The organism is Levilactobacillus bambusae (assembly GCF_003124125.1).
Taxonomy (GTDB): Bacteria; Bacillota; Bacilli; order Lactobacillales; family Lactobacillaceae; genus Levilactobacillus; species Levilactobacillus bambusae.
Window position 1 is genome coordinate 43,212 of the sequence record NZ_QCXQ01000002.1, and the last position, 19,016, is coordinate 62,227.

General features: G+C 45.5%; 14 protein-coding genes, 1 tRNA gene and 1 pseudogene. 6 read left to right on the top strand and 10 right to left on the bottom strand.

The genetic code is table 11. The features are described from left to right. Nucleotides 1–11: 11 nt before the first annotated feature. Nucleotides 12–1,211: a hypothetical protein gene (locus DCM90_RS02930; protein ID WP_109249873.1), complete on the bottom strand. Its 1,200-nt coding sequence runs from the start codon at nt 1,209–1,211 to the stop codon at nt 12–14. A gap of 17 nt (nt 1,212–1,228) precedes the next feature. Continuing rightward, nucleotides 1,229–3,601 (bottom strand): accessory Sec system translocase SecA2, encoded by a 2,373-nt coding sequence (secA2, locus tag DCM90_RS02935; RefSeq protein ID WP_109249874.1) that lies wholly within the window; start codon nt 3,599–3,601, stop codon nt 1,229–1,231. Between the two features lie 52 nt (nt 3,602–3,653). Between secA2 and DCM90_RS02940 the strand changes: the two genes are divergently transcribed. After that, complete coding sequence (locus DCM90_RS02940) at nt 3,654–3,833, top strand: hypothetical protein (RefSeq protein ID WP_109249875.1); 180 nt, start codon at nt 3,654–3,656, stop codon at nt 3,831–3,833. A 42-nt stretch (nt 3,834–3,875) separates the two neighbouring features. Here DCM90_RS02940 and DCM90_RS02945 read toward each other — a convergent pair whose 3' ends face one another. Then, entirely contained in the window at nt 3,876–4,940 is a 1,065-nt protein-coding gene (locus DCM90_RS02945; RefSeq protein ID WP_109249876.1) for a glycosyltransferase, read from the bottom strand. A 119-nt stretch (nt 4,941–5,059) separates the two neighbouring features. Beyond that, on the bottom strand, nt 5,060–5,836 hold the full coding sequence (locus tag DCM90_RS02950; protein WP_225365985.1) for a bacterial Ig-like domain-containing protein: 777 nt from the start codon (nt 5,834–5,836) through the stop codon (nt 5,060–5,062). A 40-nt stretch (nt 5,837–5,876) separates the two neighbouring features. Between DCM90_RS02950 and DCM90_RS10190 the strand changes: the two genes are divergently transcribed. Both DCM90_RS10190 and DCM90_RS10195 read left to right on the top strand, forming a co-directional pair. Beyond that, nucleotides 5,877–9,434: a hypothetical protein gene (locus tag DCM90_RS10190; RefSeq protein WP_133244316.1), complete on the top strand. Its 3,558-nt coding sequence runs from the start codon at nt 5,877–5,879 to the stop codon at nt 9,432–9,434. 642 nt (nt 9,435–10,076) lie between these two features. Beyond that, on the top strand, nt 10,077–10,406 hold the full coding sequence (locus DCM90_RS10195; RefSeq protein WP_109249878.1) for a hypothetical protein: 330 nt from the start codon (nt 10,077–10,079) through the stop codon (nt 10,404–10,406). Nucleotides 10,407–10,447: 41 nt separating this feature from the next. On the opposite strand, the pseudogene DCM90_RS10210 reads toward DCM90_RS10195, so the two are convergent. The 4 genes and pseudogenes from DCM90_RS10210 to DCM90_RS02980 all read right to left on the bottom strand — a co-directional run. Then, nucleotides 10,448–10,642 (bottom strand): annotated as a pseudogene (locus DCM90_RS10210) (KxYKxGKxW signal peptide domain-containing protein); the annotation flags it as partial. Between the two features lie 263 nt (nt 10,643–10,905). Next, a tRNA-Arg gene (locus tag DCM90_RS02970) sits at nt 10,906–10,978 on the bottom strand. A gap of 51 nt (nt 10,979–11,029) precedes the next feature. Further along, nucleotides 11,030–12,343 carry a DEAD/DEAH box helicase gene (locus DCM90_RS02975; protein WP_109249879.1) on the bottom strand — a complete coding sequence of 438 codons (1,314 nt, stop codon included), beginning with the start codon at nt 12,341–12,343 and terminating at the stop codon, nt 11,030–11,032. Nucleotides 12,344–12,364: 21 nt separating this feature from the next. After that, complete coding sequence (locus DCM90_RS02980) at nt 12,365–13,375, bottom strand: Gfo/Idh/MocA family protein (RefSeq protein ID WP_109249880.1); 1,011 nt, start codon at nt 13,373–13,375, stop codon at nt 12,365–12,367. 179 nt (nt 13,376–13,554) lie between these two features. Between DCM90_RS02980 and DCM90_RS02985 the strand changes: the two genes are divergently transcribed. Further along, nucleotides 13,555–13,914: a DUF4828 domain-containing protein gene (locus DCM90_RS02985; protein ID WP_109249881.1), complete on the top strand. Its 360-nt coding sequence runs from the start codon at nt 13,555–13,557 to the stop codon at nt 13,912–13,914. A gap of 60 nt (nt 13,915–13,974) precedes the next feature. Here the strand turns inward: DCM90_RS02985 and DCM90_RS02990 are convergent, their stop codons facing one another. Together DCM90_RS02990 and DCM90_RS02995 are read right to left on the bottom strand one after the other, a co-directional pair. Then, nucleotides 13,975–14,742 carry a GH25 family lysozyme gene (locus DCM90_RS02990; RefSeq protein WP_165815185.1) on the bottom strand — a complete coding sequence of 256 codons (768 nt, stop codon included), beginning with the start codon at nt 14,740–14,742 and terminating at the stop codon, nt 13,975–13,977. A 59-nt stretch (nt 14,743–14,801) separates the two neighbouring features. Next, nucleotides 14,802–15,650, bottom strand: coding sequence for a MurR/RpiR family transcriptional regulator (locus DCM90_RS02995; RefSeq protein WP_225365949.1), 849 nt, complete (start codon nt 15,648–15,650; stop codon nt 14,802–14,804). 157 nt (nt 15,651–15,807) lie between these two features. Between DCM90_RS02995 and gntK the strand changes: the two genes are divergently transcribed. Further along, nucleotides 15,808–17,364, top strand: coding sequence for a gluconokinase (gntK, locus tag DCM90_RS03000; protein WP_109249883.1), 1,557 nt, complete (start codon nt 15,808–15,810; stop codon nt 17,362–17,364). A gap of 125 nt (nt 17,365–17,489) precedes the next feature. Continuing rightward, nucleotides 17,490–18,809: an APC family permease gene (locus DCM90_RS03005; protein WP_109249884.1), complete on the top strand. Its 1,320-nt coding sequence runs from the start codon at nt 17,490–17,492 to the stop codon at nt 18,807–18,809. Nucleotides 18,810–19,016 lie beyond the last annotated feature (207 nt).

Below are 19,016 nucleotides of genomic sequence, written 5' to 3' on the forward strand. Positions count from 1 at the left end.
ATCATCTCTCCTCACAGCAGTTCGTAATGGCTGCTAACGTATAGGGCCCGAAACTGTTCAATCACGTTATCCAAAATCGTCACAACCATGTATAGACTTGAAAAATAGTAGGAAAATAAACTTGCAACTGGTAGCCACAGTCCAACGACTAATGGAAGGCAGCTAATGGTCACTAAATACAAGTTAGCTACGACATCAATCCGATGCACGTGCTGATTTAAAAATTGCTCGGTTGCTTCACCAGGCATGACACCCAAGAAATAATCACCATTTTTATTCATGTCCTCCGCAATCTGATGCGGCATTAGGTTCATATAGCTAAAGAGGTTGCCCAACAAGATAATGATCAGTGCATATAGTAAGATGCCCTGCCAGTGCCGAGTTGAGAACCAGACCTGAATAACTTGTTCCCCGTTTGGGATATCCCAATGACTGATAACGAGTCGAAGAAGCGAAAAGACGACTAAGCCAAACATTAGTGGCATTGCACCAGGCAACAGTACTTTGATCGGCAGATAGGCCGTAGTCAGTGAGTTGTCCGTCATTAATTGCTGAATGGGGAGTCGTAATTCAGCATGGTTAAAAAACTCCGTCACCGCCATAAAAAATAGGGTCGCCACAATCAAAATAATCACGTTTGGAACCGACATTGTGTAGGCCGTCCCCGTTTTCTGTCCGGAAAAGGTCTGGATACTGGAGGCCAGGATACCAGGTACGATCATAATGCCTAGTCCCCCAAAACCAAATATCCGGTTTAGGTCCGACAACCAAGTAACCAACATTGCTCCCGCAACTAAGACAAGAACCGAACTTGCCATGATCATCTCTGCGTTCATAGTTCCACGGGGAGTTATCCAATTCCTCATCATACTGACCATTTGAGCCGCCTGCAAAATAGCAAAGACTAAAACCATAAGCCGTTGCATAACCATCGTTTGATCCGGCGTCCATTTTTTTCCAATCCCTAGTGCCCGTAACGCTGAAAAAAGAATGAGCGTGACCATATACGGTCCCATCCCAATGGAAAATAGCGTTGGTTTTGCGTATTGAGCTCCCGTGATCGTGGTATAAACCTGTAATAACGGATTCGTATGCAGGAGGCTCTGCGCTCGCCCGGGATCTAACTGGGGAATTAACACTTGTTGTCCTAACTGTAAAACGACCAGTACCAGCACGGTAAATCCAATCTTTTTATAAAACTGTTTTGTCACCAGAACTGCTCCTTTTCCTACGGAAATTCAATTTCAAACGACCCATCTGGATTTTCATGAAGGCTTGAGAGGACTATATTTTGAACCGCTAAACGCCAAAATAGTGTCTTCATATGATTAAACCCCGAAACGGCTTCTAATTGGTACGTCGCCATCGGATCGTGTTGCCCCACCGATCGAGTACTTGTAATCGCCCGTAACTGATGTAAATTGTCAACCTGTTCAATCCAGGCATTGTCTAAAGCGTGTAAAATAGTAAGGCGTAAATAATATTCTTGTTGGTCCCTTCCCGCTAATTGCCCCATCTTATTGGTTAATTGCTGATGTACACGTTGCAAAATAGCCGTTTTTAGCTGCTCAGGATGCCCCATTAACTGGGTAAATTGATCATTAACAATGAAATTATAGTCGATGGTATTCGTCATAAAGTTCAGTACCGAGCTTAGCGTTAAATTGGGTTGGCTAAGCAGTTGCTTAACCGCCTTAACAGCAACCTGATCTGCAACCTGGAGTAATTTCGCTAATGGCATAACCATTAATTGGTTGCGAAACTGATAGATTGCATTTTGTTGGGTTCTAAGCACGTTATCATAAGCGACAGACGACTGCCGACCGTTTTTCCCCTGACTGGCTGCCCGCTTTTGGGCTCTACTAACCACCTTTTTCAATCGGCGGTTAGTAATGGGAAATCCTTCTGATCGCTTACCGGCCTGTTCCTCTGCCAATAGTCGTTGCTGATCCTTACCGATTTTTTGAGGACCGTGTTCAATTATTACGCGATCATCTAAGGCAACGTAGAACTTGGTTAATCCAGGATCACCCTGTCGTCCAGCGCGGCCCCGCAATTGATTATCCACCCGGCGGCTCGTCATCCGTTCAGTCCCAATCACTAAAAGGCCGCCAGTTGCGGCTGCACCAGGTCCAAGCTTAATGTCTGTCCCACGACCCGCCATGGAAGTTGCAACCGTTACAGCGCCCATTTGACCCGCATCCTTAATTATGGCAGCTTCCCGAGCCGCATTTTTTGCATTCAAGACGTTATGAGCAATTCCATTTTGAAGCAGCAACAGGGAATAAAGTTCTGAAAGTGACACAGATCCCGTCTCAATCAGTACGGGCTGCCCCCGATCATGTGCTTCCTGAATCCCGGCCAACGATGCATAGAGCTTTTCTTCGTTGTTAACATAAAGTTCATCCGGTAAGTCTATTCGGACGTTAGGTTTATGGGGTGATACCGTAAGAACTCGTAAATCATACGTATCTAAAAATTCCCGCCGATCCGTTGCTGCCGTTCCCGTCATTCCCGCTAAGTGAGGAAACATCCGGAAAAGATTTTGGTAGGTTACGGAAGCCATCGTCCGATTCTGGGCACTCAGTGGGAGCCCCTCTTTAGCTTCTAGTGCTTGATGCATTCCCGCCTCAAGATGCATCCCAGGTAGAGTGCGTCCATCCTGAATGTCCAGAAGCAAAAGTTGGTTTTCACTAACCACATAGTCCCGGTTAACTGTAAATAGGGTATTCGCTCGGAGCGCCAATTGTAAATGCCGATACAAATCAACCCCTCGCTCATCAAGCAGGTTCTCAACCCCAAAGTACGCTGATAGCCTTTGAATTCCAACCGGTGTAAACCAAACTTGCTTACGATCCTCACTCATTTCATAGTCCTGATCCCGAGTTAACGTTTTAACCACCCGATCCGAGGTCTCAAACAGGTTTGATTGAACTTTTGGAGCACCCGCAATGACTAACGGTGTTTGCGCCATGTCTAATAGAACGGAATCAACTTCATCAACGAGTGCATACCGAAAATGGCTCAAAGCTTTTTGAGAGTCGTCCGCTACTAAATTATCCAGTAAGTAGTCAAACCCGAGGTTATTGTATGTTGTATAGACGATGTCTGCCCGGTAAATTTCTGCTTTATCAACGGATTGAGCGGTAGTCTCGGTCCGAGCCATACTGGTTAATCCCAACCAGTGATAAACCTGCCCCATTTCTTCGGCGTCCCGTTGAGCTAAATAATCGTTACTAGTGACTAAAAAAGCCCCCGGACCAGCTAAACCGTTTAAATACATAGGCATTGTTGCCGTCAATGTTTTTCCTTCACCAGTTGCCATTTCCGCAATATTGCGCCCATTTAAAATCGTGGCTCCTAACACCTGATTGGCATATGGAAAAAGGCCGAGGACCCGGCGATCTGCTTCTCGAACGGTAGCGTAAGCCTCAACGAGTAGCTGAGATAATGACTCGCCATGACTCATCCGGTTACGAAACTCCCCCGTCTTACCTTTCAGCTGTTCATCTGACAATTGGGTGTAATTATCTTCTAAAGCCAGTATTGACGTCGCCATGCGTTGATATTTTTTTAATTGCCAGTGATTCCAATTCACCATTAATCCTGCCCCACTTTATCCATTACTTTTTTCGTGGTATATTAACCCTATTATGACAAAACAAAATAAATTATTAGATGATGCCATTAGGCAGCGCTTCGACCAAGAAAAAGATTATCAGGCGGTCCGACCATCGCATAAAAAACGTACCCGTCTTGAGGTTGCCATTGGAATTATTATGTTTTTAATCCTGATTAGCAATCTCATTATCATGCTCATTAATTATCTTTAGCTATTAACATCCAGCCGACTAACTCGACTGGTTTTTTTATGCCTAAAGTATTTTTAAATCGGCCAGAACTAATCGGCCCTGCATTTCTAATACTGCCCGTTTAAGGAAGTATCCAGATCGAACCAAAATTCCAATATTTGCCGTGGCCTTTAAAATTTCTTGATATTCGGTCTCAGTCAATTTGGCCAGTCGATCTGGCAGCTCGCTGAGATTCTTAATCACCAGCCCAATCCGATTCCGTGTTACAAATTCTGCTTCGGCGGCCTGATCCCACACAATAACGGGTTCATTTGCTGCCAAGTACATCGATAATTTATTGGGACTGTTGAACCGTTCATACTCCCCGTAGTTACCCTCAACCTCTGGATAGTCGGTTGAATCCCACACTAAGCCAAAACTTCCCTGTAGGATATGGCTAATGGCCTCTGGATCATAGGATCCCTGGATTTCCATTCCTTCGGCTACTTCAAAGGCATCATCTACGTTGGCGTAAATATTCATGGGCTGATGGCGAGCTAATTCGACTAAAAATGGTGCCTTGTGTAAACCACCTGCGTAATCAATTGGATCAGTAACGTGACGGTCTTTTGAATCAAACAGGGTCGTTACGTACCCGGCAAGACCCCGGATCACAATCGGATATTCAGGGGGTAAATGCCACTGTCGCCGAATCTGATCGGCCATTTGATTCGTATGAGCAATAATGCCATCTCCCTCAGTAAATAGTGGCTCATCACTGGGCGTGTGATAATCCCCCTTCGTTTGCCAGAGAGGTGAAATATCTTGGACATAGGCGACAACGTAGGCCCCAATTTGATGAATTTTCTGAATAATAAGGCGTTGGGTTTCCAACGAAAATAGTAATGGATACTGGATAATAACGATATCCTGTCGTTTTAACCCGCTAAAAATTCCGTCAAAACGTGCGGATCGGTGGCTAATGTCTTCCCCTTTATCGGAATAAACAAAGAAATCAATAATGCGCCCATTCATTTCCTGAATATAAGTGAGGTTGTCTGCTTGAGACTTACCGGATGCCCCTTGATCCCAGCCACTAAAAAAAGTCTCCTGAAAGTTACCGTTACGTTTGGTCATATAAATCGTCATCTTATGACGCCTCCTTACCCCTATGAATGACCACTGTTATACCAATTTCTAATTATGTAAGAGAAAGAAGCTCCGCTCTATTCGAGTTGAGCTTCTTTTTCGAAAAAACTATTTCACTGTTAATCACGTCGCTGGTTGAACAACCGGCTAATTCCCAAGAAGGCGAACAGCGTAAATCCAATCCCCATTAAAAGAGGCCCTTGAATTTTATCATCACCGGTTTGCGGTAATTCTGATTTTCCCTTTGCTTGAGCATCATGATGACCTAATGAAACGATATGATCTGACGTGCCATTAGATTCTGAACTGTTAGTTTGTTGACCAATGCTTTCAGTATCTTGACCGCTATTATCAGACCCTTGGTGATTACCAGATGATGTCTGATTTCCGGATCCTGATTGCCCCGGAACATTAGAATGACCTGTTACATGAACAATAACAGTTACGGTGAAGACATTTCCACCTTCATCGGTATACGTGTACGTAATCAGGTAATCTCCCGGTTTATTAGTATCAACAGTTCCTGTCACTACAACATTATTAATTGTAATTGGTCGACCATAACCATCAGTTCCACCACCAAAACTGTCACTTGGATTCCAATCGGATCCTTCATTAATAGTTGTGTCGTGGCCGCTCAAGCTAGCATCAGACTTCACAACTGTCACCTTAACCGTCACGGAATGAGCGTTTCCGGCAGAATCTACGTACGTATAGGTTACATAGTAATCCCCTGCCTTATGTGGATTAACAGAACCCGTCACGGTCACATCGTTAATAGTTATTGGATTGCCAAATTCATCAGTCCCACCTGCAAAATTATCGCTTGGGTTCCAAGTAGCATCCGGTCCGAGGATAATCTCACTATCGTGTCCATGGAGGACAATTTTCGCCATTGCATTGGCTTCGCTATCGCTAGTTGAGGTTGACTCACTGTTGGAACTAGAAGTGCTTTCGCTATCTGATACAGACGTGGACGTACTATCGGAGACTGAGGTACTTTCGCTATCCGACACGGAAGTTGACTCACTATCTAATACCGACGTGCTTTCGCTATCCGACACGGAAGTCGATTCGCTATCTGAAACAGAAGTGCTTTCACTGTCTGAAACTGAAGCTGACTCACTATCAGAAACTGAGGTTGACTCGCTATCTGATACTGATGTGGATTCACTGTCAGATACGGAAGTCGATTCGCTATCTGAGACTGAAGTACTTTCACTGTCTGAGACTGAGGTTGACTCACTGTCCGAAACTGAGGTACTTTCGCTATCCGATACCGAAGTTGATTCACTCTCTGAGACTGAGGTTGATTTACTATCTGAAACAGACGTAGATTCACTGTCGGATACCGACGTGCTTTCACTGTCTGAAACTGAAGCTGACTCACTATCAGAAACTGAGGTTGACTCGCTATCTGATACTGATGTGGATTCACTGTCAGATACTGAAGTTGATTCACTATCCGACACTGATGTCGATTCACTGTCGGATACGGATGTCGACTCGCTGTCAGAAACAGAGGTCGATTCACTATCTGACACAGAAGTACTTTCACTATTCGAAACGGACGTGGATTCACTGTCGGAACTCGACGTGCTCTCGCTATCCGAAACTGAGGCTGATTCACTCTCAGAAACAGAAGTACTTTCGCTGTCTGATACAGATGTGGACTCGCTATCCGAAACTGAGGTGGACTCGCTGTCTGACACAGAAGTACTTTCACTGTTGGAGACCGAGGTACTCTCGCTGTCAGATACAGACGTAGACTCACTATCTGATACTGAGGTACTTTCACTATCAGAGACGGAAGTTGACTTACTATCTGATACAGATGTCGACTCGCTATCCGAAACTGACGTGCTTTCGCTGTCCGATACGGAAGTCGACTCGCTATCTGAAACTGATGTGCTTTCGCTATCTGAAACAGAAGTGGACTCACTGTCTGAAATAGAAGTTGATTTGCTATCGGAAACCGACGTGCTCTCGCTATCTGATACAGAGGTCGATTCACTATCAGAGATTGAGGTTGATTCGCTATCAGATACTGAGGTGCTTTCACTGTCTGAGACCGACGTGGATTCACTATCTGAAATCGAGGTACTTTCACTATCAGAGACTGAGATAGACTCACTATCTGATACCGATGTGCTTTCGCTGTCAGAAACGGAAGTTGATTCACTATCGGAGACGGATGTGGACTGGCTGTCGGAGACCGAAGTACTTTCACTATCCGAAACGGACGTGCTTTCGCTGTCAGAAACCGAGGTCGATTCACTATCGGAAACTGAGATGCTCTCGCTATCCGAAACTGAGGTCGATTCACTGCCTGAGACGGACGTGGACTCGCTGTCGGAAACAGAAGTACTTTCGCTGTCTGAGACTGATGTGGACTCACTATCGGAAACGGAAGTCGACTCGCTATCTGAAATCGATGTGCTTTCACTATCTGAGACTGACGCCGATTCACTATCGGACACAGAAGTACTTTCACTATCCGAAACTGAAGTGGATTCACTGTCTGAAACCGAAGTACTTTCACTGTCTGATACTGACGTAGACCCACTGTCGGAACTCGACGTACTTTCACTATCGGAAACCGATGTGGACTCACTATCTGAAACTGATGTTGATTCACTATCAGAGACCGATGTCGATTCGCTATCTGAAACTGAAGTAGATTCACTGTCTGAGACTGAGGTGCTTTCGCTATCCGATACCGAGGTCGATTCACTGTCTGAGACCGAGGTTGACTCACTGTCCGAAACTGAGGTGCTCTCACTATCTGAAACTGACGTACTTTCGCTGTCTGATACTGAGGTGCTTTCGCTATCTGATACCGATGTCGATTCACTATCTGAAACTGAGGTGCTTTCACTGTCGGAAACTGAAGTTGACTCGCTATCTGATACCGATGTCGACTCACTATCTGAGACTGACGTGCTTTCACTGTCTGATACTGAAGTTGATTCACTATCTGAAACTAATGTGCTTTCACTGTCAGAAACAGAGGTGGATTCGCTGTCTGAGACGGAGGTTGACTCGCTGTCCGAAACTGAGGTTGATTCACTATCTGAGACCGAAGTACTTTCACTCTCGGAAACGGAAGTGGACTCGCTGTCAGAAACGGACGTGCTTTCACTATCTGAGACAGATGTGGACTCACTATCGGAGACCGAAGTACTTTCACTATCAGACACAGATGTTGACTCACTTTCGGAGACAGAGGTGGACTCGCTATCCGAAACGGAAGTGCTTTCGCTGTCTGAGACCGACGTGGATTCACTGTCTGAAACCGATGTGCTTTCACTATCTGAAACTGATGTGGACACGCTATCCGACACAGACGTGGATTCACTGTCTGAGACTGACGTGCTTTCGCTATCCGATACCGATGTCGACTCACTATCGGATACTGAGGTTGATTCACTGTCTGAAACTGAGGTGCTTTCGCTATCAGAGACCGACGTGGATTCACTATTGGAAACTGACGTTGATTCGCTATCTGAAACTGATGTCGATTCGCTGTCAGAAACGGAAGTTGATTCACTATCAGATACGGATGTGCTTTCACTGTCTGAAACAGAAGTACTTTCGCTATCTGATACCGAAGTCGATTCACTATCCGATACTGAGGTGCTCTCGCTATCCGATACGGACGTGGATTCACTATCAGACACTGACGTCGATTCACTGTCTGATACCGATGTTGATTCACTATCCGCAACTGATGTACTTTCGCTATCTGAAACTGATGTGGACTCACTGTCCGATACTGAAGTACTTTCACTGTCTGATACTGATGTTGACTCGCTATCCGAGACCGAAGTACTTTCACTGTCTGAGACTGACGTGGATTCACTATTAGAGACCGATGTGGACTCACTGTCTGAGACTGACGTACTCTCACTATCTGAAACCGATGTGGATTCGCTGTCAGAAACGGAAGTGCTTTCACTATCCGACACGGATGTGGATTCGCTATCCGAAACGGATGTCGATTCACTATCAGACACTGAAGTTGATTCACTATCTGAAACAGAAGTACTCTCGCTATCCGAAACGGATGTCGATTCGCTGTCTGAAACTGACGTTGACTCGCTATCTGAGACCGAAGTACTTTCACTCTCGGAAACAGAAGTGCTCTCGCTATCCGAAACCGATGTGGATTCACTATCCGACACAGATGTCGACTCACTATCGGATACGGATGTTGATTCACTGTCTGAAACTGACGTGCTTTCACTGTCCGATACTGAAGTTGACTCACTATCGGATACTGAGGTGCTTTCGCTATCGGAGACTGAAGTCGACTCACTATCAGAAACTGAAGTACTTTCACTACCAGAAACAGAAGTGGATTCACTGTCAGAGACAGACATGGATTCGCTATTTGAGACCGAAGTCGATTCACTATCTGATACGGAAGTACTTTCACTACTTGAGTTTGAAGCCGATTCTGATCCCTCAGGGGTCTTGTTTACGTTTGGATAAATAAATACATTATTCAAGGCTTTTCCACTTGCATCAGTGGTTTTTATTTGAAAATAACCCCCACCTGCTGCTGTAACTTCCAAACTACTCAGTTTGGAATTCGTTACGGACCAATGTCCTGTGGAATCAACGGTCGCTGTGACCGTAAAATAGCCTCCATCATCTGTACTAACATTAAACGTATATTTATATCCAGGAGTCCCAGTCCCAGACAGTATATTGTTCACCGTCGTTAAGGTACTATCATCAATCGTAAAGTTAGGATCTGGAACGATCGGAAACGCCTGTTTTGGCACAGCCACCTCTTTAGATTGTTCAGTGATTATATTTGAAGTGGATTGTGAAAGACTTACTGAGGTACTAGTAGAATCACTTAGCACCGTTGAATTAGTAGAGCCAGTTATTTCTGTGACCGCACTATCCCTGTTTGAGGTGGAGTCAGAAAAAATTTCGTCATCGGACATAGATCTACTTTCGCTTATGGAAGTCGACTGAAATCCATTTTGACTACTTGTACCTAATGAAGTTGAATCTGACTGTAACTGGCTGGAATCTGACCTTTTCGTTGAAGCTGAATTTTTTATTGATTCGCTTGTCGAAACGGACGTTGATGTCGACTCATGATCACTAGCTGAAGTCGACTTGCTGGTTGGAGTTGAAGTACTTTTACTATTAGAATTTGATGTCGAACCTTTGCTTGACGTCGTTTTACTCTCACTCTTAGAAGTAGACATCGATTCTTTGTTTGACGTCGACATACTCTCACTCCTAGAGGTCGACGTCGATTTGCTCATTGAAACAGACTCACTCTTACTAGTTGAAGCCTTTTCACTTGCTGACGTACTTGATGTCTCAGAACTAGAAGTCGAGGAGTTAGCTGACTTGCTTGTCGTACTTCCACTGGTTGATGCCTTCGTTGAAGTAGCCGGAATCGTTTCGCTCTGCTTAGTCGCCAAGATCTTGTCGTCTTGATTAGCTTGTTTAGTTGTTTTAGGTGCTGATGAAGTATCTGCATGAACACTAACAGTCAAGCTAGGTAATAGAAAGCTTGAGAATGTTGCAATTCCCGCGATAACCCACCGCTTGCCTGCCTTAAACATCTTGAAGTGTTCTTTGTAATCCTTATCTTTAATTTGCCTATTTTTCCCAAACATTACGCTTACTCCTCTACATTCGCTCGCACCAATCATCAACAATTTTTTAAACATAATATATATTATGCATATGGTACAAAATTATTTTTATTCACTCTAATTTTACGGATAATTTGTTTATAGTCAACATTATTAACGCGTTTTTCTAAAATAAATGCCTTAAAACCAACGTTTTTCACTTTTATACACCAATAAAATGTAAATGGCATTAACAATTTTTATACCTAAAATTATAAATGTATGCATATGAAAATAGACACAAAAAAACACCCATCAAATGACGGGTGTTTTCATGTAAACAACTAATTTGACTCGAATGGGCCTACCCGGACTCGAACCGGGATCAGCCGCTTAGGAGGCGGTCGCCCTATCCTGTTGTGCTATAGGCCCATATCAAAACCATGTTTTATTTTCGCATGGTTTTAGTTAATTGTAAAGATCCTAATTTTGACCGTCTCGCCGCTTTTTTCGCATTCCCTTCCGCGAATTGTGCTTATTCTTACGGTGTTTCTTACTGAATGACTCACTAACTTTAGCTGACGGTTGCGACGCCCGTTTTTGGTGCTGACCAGTTGATTGTCTAGCGGCTGGCTGCCGCCCGGAATCCTCTTGCTGCCTAGCCGGCTTTATTTTTACCCGTTCCTGTTTGATTGGCCGGGTGGTGGTTAGACCCTTAGGGGTGTAATAAACGGTCGTTAGTGAATAATCCAACTCAGATAGCATCCGCCGAACATCCCTTAAATCATGGTCATCCCCAAAGGTAATCACCTCACCTGGTTCACCCATCCTTCCCGTCCGTCCAGCCCGGTGGACGTAGGTCGTCGCCGTTGTTGGCCGATCATAGTTAACAACCGCTGGTAATTTAGGAATGTCTAACCCCCGGGCGGCTACATCGGTCGTTAATAGCAGCTTGACGTGCCCCAACCGAAAATCAGTTAGGGCTTTTTGCCGCTGGGTTTGTCGGAGACCACTCGTGAGTGGAACAGCGGAAATATGATCGTGTTTAAAGTGGGCAGCAGTTTTCGCCAACCGACTTGTCGAATCAAAGAAGACTAGGGCCCGAAAACCGGGGATAGCTAATAACCGTTTTAACATTTGATCCCGCTTGGTTTCGTTGACTTGGAGCAATTCATGTTTAACCTCACCCTGAGTCTGATCAGATTCACGCACGTCAATCCGCCGAACGTCCTTACCAAACCACTTCGGCAGTTCATGCAAGATATCAGTGTCGGTGGCCGAGAAAAAGCCCAGTTGGCAATCAGCGGGGGCGGCTTGGGCAATGCGCCGAACCGTCTCGAGTGTCTCACCCGTCAACAAATCATCTGCTTCATCAATCACGAGCGTTTCGAGCTGATGCAATTTAAGCCGTCGATCATCAATCAGGCTAGCCACCCGACCAGGAGTCCCAACCACCACTTCGGGATGCTTTTTTAATCGTTCCATTTGGCGTTTGAGATTTGCTCCACCAGTTAGCGCCAATACTTGCGCGTTTACCAATCTTGCCCAATCCCGTACGACATTGGTGGTCTGCATTGCCAATTCCTGGGAGGGTGCCAAAATTAAGACTTGGGTTCCCTCGCCGGGCATTACTTCCGCTAAGGTTGGTAACACAAACGCTAAGGTTTTACCCGATCCGGTTGGTGCTAGCCCCAGCAAATCTTCTCCCTTGACCATGGGATCATAGATTGCCGCTTGAATTTGGGTGGGACCGTCAAACCCAAGTTTGTGAAACTGGTCTTCAAATTGTTTCAACATACTGCCGTTCACCATTCCGTTCTATTCGAAATCCGTTTCGTCACTGGGAAACACAATTCCAGCTGACTGTCGCAGATCAAAGAGTAATTGATTAACTTCAACGCTTAGTTTAAACCATTTGGTGTATCGTTCCTGCTGTCGTTCATTGGTTGGATTAACCATCACCGCCGCAAAATCAGTGGCTTCAGGGATCATCGAATTTCCGGCTAACTTGGTTCCAAGCGAACTCAGTGTACCATCTTCGGCAAGGTAATCCACCTGATCCAGTTCACCCGCATTATCGATAATCAAAGTATCTTTCAAGCCGTAGATTTCAGAGGTTTGGTAGGACGTCGATGTCTTACCAAAGTTCAAACTCACCGTAAACTTCGGGTACTGTAAAATGGCAATCCCCTTACCATCCACTCCCGTACTAATCATGTCAGGAAAGTAGGTGGCCTTCTTTGGCATACCAAAGAGTGTTACGGCATCGTAGGCAGTGTACACCCCTAAATCTTGGAGGGCCCCACCCGCAAATTCAGCCGTAAAAATGTTGGGGGTTTCGCCCGCTAACACCTTATCGTACCGGGATGAATACTTCATATAGGTAAACGTTGCTCCCTGAATGGTCGACATTTTATCAACCTGGGATGCAATCGCCTGAAAATTAGGGGTGTGAATATTTCGTGCGGCCTCAAAGTACAGGGCCTTCGGGTGCTCCTTTAACAGGAGCTGAAATTCCTTCATTTCGGCTGGGTTCACGAACGCCGGTTTCTCCACAATCACATTTAAATCATGGACAATGACCTGCTTCGCCTGAGAAAAATGCAAACTATTAGGGGACGCAACGTATACCACGTCCACGTTTCCGCTTTCCAACATGTCCTGCAGGTCAGTATATGTCTGATCCGCCCCGTTCTTTTGGGCAAATTCATCCGCGTGCCCTTTAGTCCGCGAGTAAACGCTAGTGAGCGTATATTCGCCGCTTTCCGTTGCTGCCTCAACAAATTGTTGTGTAATCCAATTGGTCCCAATGGTTCCTAGTTTTAACATGGAATAACCCCCTCAAGTTTAAGTTGTCCCCTTATTTTAACAAATATCTTACTCAAACCCCATTCTTTCACAGACTCATTTCATTAAAAAATGTTTTTTCTGAGCTTTTTTGCGAAATTAAGTCCTTTAGCAAGTAAAGCGTGTTATATTTGGGGTAAGTAATAAAGGGAGGGATTTTGATGAAAGCACGTCGACTAGCACTTTTCGGGGTGTCCTTATTCGCCGGTTTAACCAGTGGTCGTCAACTAAAACGCACGAAGGAACAGCCGGATCAATCCCCCCTCTTTTTTAGTGGCACCTGGGTCTTTGAAGATCCCCGGACCCTTCACCGGCACGTCCTAGTGGTCAGTCCTAACCTCGATTTGGCGCTAGATGATCAGCCGGTTCGGGCTAGCGTCAAAGAAGTGACGGCTAATCAGTTAGTCTATACGGATCAATACGGATACGAATTGAAAATCCAGGCTGATGACCAGCAGCCCCGAAGCTTCTTTGATGAAGCAGATGATCAAACCTATTACTTTTTAACTTCTATTAATTAATTAATCAAAATAGGCGCCGGATAAATCCATTTTGGATTCATCCGGCGCCTATTTTGATGATTACTGAGTCTTATTCCATTCTTTCTGGGTGCCGTTAAAGACGGACCGGGAAACGTTAATGCTGGAATTACCCAGTTTCATACTGCCTTGGGGTTGAAACTCCACAAAGGCAACCTGTTTTTCAGGATTCTTTAAGCTTCCGTCGGCCTGCCAATACCGGTTCTTAGTGCTAACGGCGTTTTTTCCCCACTGATGGTAAAGTTCGGCCGTGGTCCAAATAATCACCTTCTTACCATAGTAATCAGAAAGTGACTGGACAAGTTTTTTGAGGTTCTGGGTTTGTTTCTGAGCGTCAATGGTTGACCGAGAATAATCACCGTAGTATTCCACCTGAATCACAATCGGCAACGAACCACTGTCCGATCCAACCGTCTTAATGAAGTTCTGGGACTGTTTGGCTGCGGACGTTGAAAAGCTGTAGACGTGGTAAACCCCGATTGCAACGTCGTTTGCCCCCTCAGACCGGGCAAGGTTATCCGAAAAGTCATCGTCAACGTAGGTTGAGCCAGACGTCGCATGGATATAGACGAACTGAACCTTTTTAGCCGCCAACTTTTGAAAATCCACGTACCCAGCATCTTGATCAATTGCAACCCCTTGAACGGGATACTGTGCAATCTGCTTTTGATGATAGAGATGGATGCTATGGGCCATCCAGATGCCGCCAGCTGCAACGAGCAAAAGTATTAAGATAATAAGCCAGCGTCTCCGTCGTCTTAAGCGACGGTATGTATTCGCATATATTGGCTGGATATCACGCCGCTTCATAGTCGCCCTCCCGTTTAAAACACCATTCCAATCCATTATAGCACGGGGGACTAAAAAGATTAGTGCAGACGAATTTTCTCCATCAACGCATGCACCTTGCGAATGGATTCATCACTCTCGGATCCCATTCGTAACGCACTCGTTGTGAACAGCGTATCCATAATGACCATCTGGGCAATTTGGGAGTACATTCCTTCACTTCTAACGTCATTTTCTTCAGCTAACGATGCAAATGTAATATCGCATAGCTTAGCCAGTGGTGACCGCATCGAATTCGTAATTCCGATTAGAGTCACCTTGTGTTTATGTAATTCCCGGCAAATGGTCATGGTTTCCTTGTTCCGCCCCGAGTGCGAAACAACGATTGCCACATCGTTCTTCGTCATTTGACTCGCTAACATCAGCTGGAGATCGTAGTCTGGGTAGTACACACAGTCGCGGCCCGTTTGAATAAACTTATGGTAACCATCGAGTGCTGCAATGCTTGACCCCCCCAGTCCGAAGAACCCCAGACGTTTTGACCGTAAAATTCGTAGTACCGCCCGGGCTAAGTCATTTTCTGATAACCCCGATCTGGTTGCCGTCAGAGCATCCTGGGTCTGCTTAAAAATCTTATCCGTCATGGCGCTTAAAGAGTCGCTCTTTTGAATCTCATTAAAGAACTGGGGTTTGTTTTCCTGCTCCAATTGCCCCAGTGCGAGGCTAAATTCCCGGTAAGAAGCAAACCCCACTCGCTTCGAAAACCGAGAGACTGAGGCGGTTGAAACACTAGCCGCATGGGCCAACTCTTTAATCGTCATGTTACTCACATCCCCGGGGCGGGCTAGAACCAGGTTCGCAATTTTTCGTTCCGATGGTGACATAGCGTCAGACGATGATGCCATGCCACCCAACGTTAATTTTGCCATTCTGATGGGGCCTCCTTTTGAAGCGCTTTACTAAGTCGTTTAAATGTAACTAATTTTGTAAACATTTTACATCATTTGCCTTGAAATGTGAAAATAATTTACATATAATAACTGTAAATCAAAATTTTGCTTCCTCTACAGAAAGGACTTTTTAACCATGCAATTCATGATTGGTATCGACATCGGTACAACGAGTGTTAAAACCGTAATGTACAACGATGAGGGCACAATTGCTGCTCAATCAAACAACCTCTATCCCCTTTACCAAGACTTACCTGACATGGCCGAAGAAGATCCAGATGAGATCTTCTCAGCCCTCCTCGATGGTTTAACGACGGTAATGCGTTCCGTTGATACAACTAAGGATAAAGTTGCTGGTGTTTCCTTCTCCTGTGCCATGCACAGTCTGATCCTCTTAGACGAAAATCACAAACCGATTACCCGTGCAATCACTTGGGCTGATAACCGGGCTGTTGAATACGCTGACAAGCTTAAGAATAGTCCAGAAGGTAAAGAACTTTACGAAAAGACGGGAACTCCCATTCACCCAATGACCCCGCTTTCAAAGTTAATGTGGTTAAATGCCGAACATAAAGACTTGATGAACCAGGCTCGTTGGTTCATCGGGATCAAAGAGTACGTGATTTACAAACTCTTTGGTGTTTTACAGGAAGATTACTCAATCGCTAATGCGACTGGAATGTTCAATATGTACAAAATGGATTGGGACGACCAAGCAATGGCCCTTGCGGGTGTTACACGGGACCAATTACCTAAGCTGGTTGACACAACCGCACAGCTTCACGGACTTAAGAGTGAGTACGCTGCAGTTACCGGTTTGCCAGAGGAAACCCCATTCGTGATGGGTGCTTCAGATGGCCCATTAGCCAACCTAGGGGTTAACGCCATTGAACCTGGGGTGGTTGCCGTTACAATTGGTACTTCAGGAGCCGTCCGGGTCGTCACTGACAAACCTCAAACTGATCCTAAGGGCCGGTTATTCTGTTACTACCTATGCAAGGATCACTGGGTTGTCGGCGGGCCCGTCAATAACGGTGGAATTGTCTTCCGTTGGGTTCGTGACCAACTCTGTGCCCCTGAAAAATTAACGGCTGAACAAATGCACGTTGATTCTTACGACCTGTTGACCAAGATTGCTAGTGAAGTGCCAGCTGGTTCAGACGGCTTGATCTTCCTGCCATTCTTAGGTGGCGAACGGGCTCCAATTTGGGATGCCAACGCTCGTGGAACCTTCTTTGGGTTAACCCGTCAAACCAACCGGGCAACTATGATCCGGAGTGCGCTCGAAGGAATCGTCTACAACTTATACACGGTTATGTTAGCCATGGAAGAAGTTGTTGGAAAACCTAAGAGTATCCAAGCAACTGGTGGATTTGCTAAGAGTGCTTTCTGGCGTCAGCTCTTATCAGATATCTTTGAACAGGACGTTACCATTCCGGAGAGTCCTGAAGGAACTGCCTTGGGTGCAATTGTAATTGGGATGTACAGTCTTGGAATTATTGATAACTTAGGCGAAGTTTCTAAGTTTATCGAAAACGCCAAGACTTACCACCCAAACCCAGACACATTCCCAGTATACCGGGACCTCGTTCCAATTTACATTCGCTTAAGCCGGATGTTAAAGACGGAATACAAGAACATTGCCGAATTCCAACGGACCCATCCAGATCCAAACCTGGATGGCGAAGAATAGTCGAGAATCCTTAAACGCGGTTCACCCCCATTTTCTGGGTGGTGAACCGCGTTTTTTGGTTACTTTCACCCTGAACCTTGCTATAATAGATAAATTGGAAATCGATGTAAGGAGATGACATTCTGATGGAAGAGAACCACCTCGAACGAAGTATTGGCCTGTTTTCAGCGTTGGCGACCGTCATGGGGACGGTTATTGGCGCTGGGGTGTTCTTCAAGGTCTCAAGCGTTGTTGCGGCTAACTATTCCGCTAGCTATACCATTATTGCCTGGGTATTGGGCGGAATACTAACCATTTGTGGTGGATTAACGGTGGCTGAATTGGCGGCCGCAATCCCCCGTACTGGAGGAGCCCTGAAGTACCTTGAATATGCTTACGGCAAACCCATGGGCTTTCTCATGGGGTGGGCTCAGCTACTGATTTACTACCCCGCAAATATTGCGGCGCTGAGCATTATCTTTGGGACCCAGTTCGTTAACCTCTTTGCCCTCCCCCACGGCTGGTTAGTTCCCATTGCCGTGATCTGTGCAGCTAGTTTGACCCTCATTAACTTTTTGGGGGCTAAAGTTGGGGGTCGGGTGCAATCCGTCGCCCTAATTGTCAAACTAATTCCCATTGCCCTGATTGTGATTGTGGGGCTAATGGTTCCCTCACACGTTAACGTGGTCTGGTGGCCGGTCCAACCCGGTCATCAGCTGAGTCCCATTACGGCGTTTAGTTCGGGACTTTTGGCCACCATGTTTGCCTACGACGGTTGGATTAGCATTGGTAACGTGGCGGGGGAAATGAAAAACCCAAAGAAGGATCTCCCGCGGGCCATTGTATTCGGTTTAACGGGCATTATGATTATTTACACGTTAATTAACGTCGTCTTCCTTAAAATGCTTCCCATTGATCAAATCGCTGGAAACCAAAACGCAGCTTCAGAAGCAGCGATACGGCTCTTTGGTCAGTTTGGGGGTAAATTAGTGACCATCGGGATTTTAATTTCCGTGTATGGCGCCATTAATGGCTACACCATGACGGGGATGCGGGTCCCCTACGCCCTAGCAACTGAACGTTCATTACCATTCAGCGGCTGGCTTAGCAAGTTGTCTAAGACTAACGTTCCAAGCCACGCTGGGTTACTCCAGTTCGGCATCGCCTTTATCATGATGTTAATGGGCAGCTTTGACATGCTGACGGATATGTTAGTGTTTGTCATGTGGATTTTTAACTGTTTGCTCTTTATCGAGGTCTTTATTCTGAGGCACCGCGAAAGCGAACTGGAACGCCCCTATAAAGTTCCTTGGTACCCCGTGATCCCCTTTATTGCCCTCCTGGGTGGGGTATTCATCTTGATCACCACCCTTATCACCGAATTTAACTTAGCCATGGTTGGAATTTTACTGACCTTAATCGGGATTCCCGTCTACGTTATTATGCAGAGGCGAAACAGAAAATAAAGGCTGGGACATAAGACGTTCAGGCCATGCCAAATAAGACAAAGGACCAGGTTCGATTGTATTTTGATCGAATTTGGTCCTTTGTCTTATTTGGTTGTGGTCTGTCTTATGTCCCGTAACTACTGGTCCGAAAGCATCCTGCTAAGGATGAAAGGCTTTCGGACCATGCTGCAAGAGCCATCTAGTGAAGCGAAGCGGACCAATTAT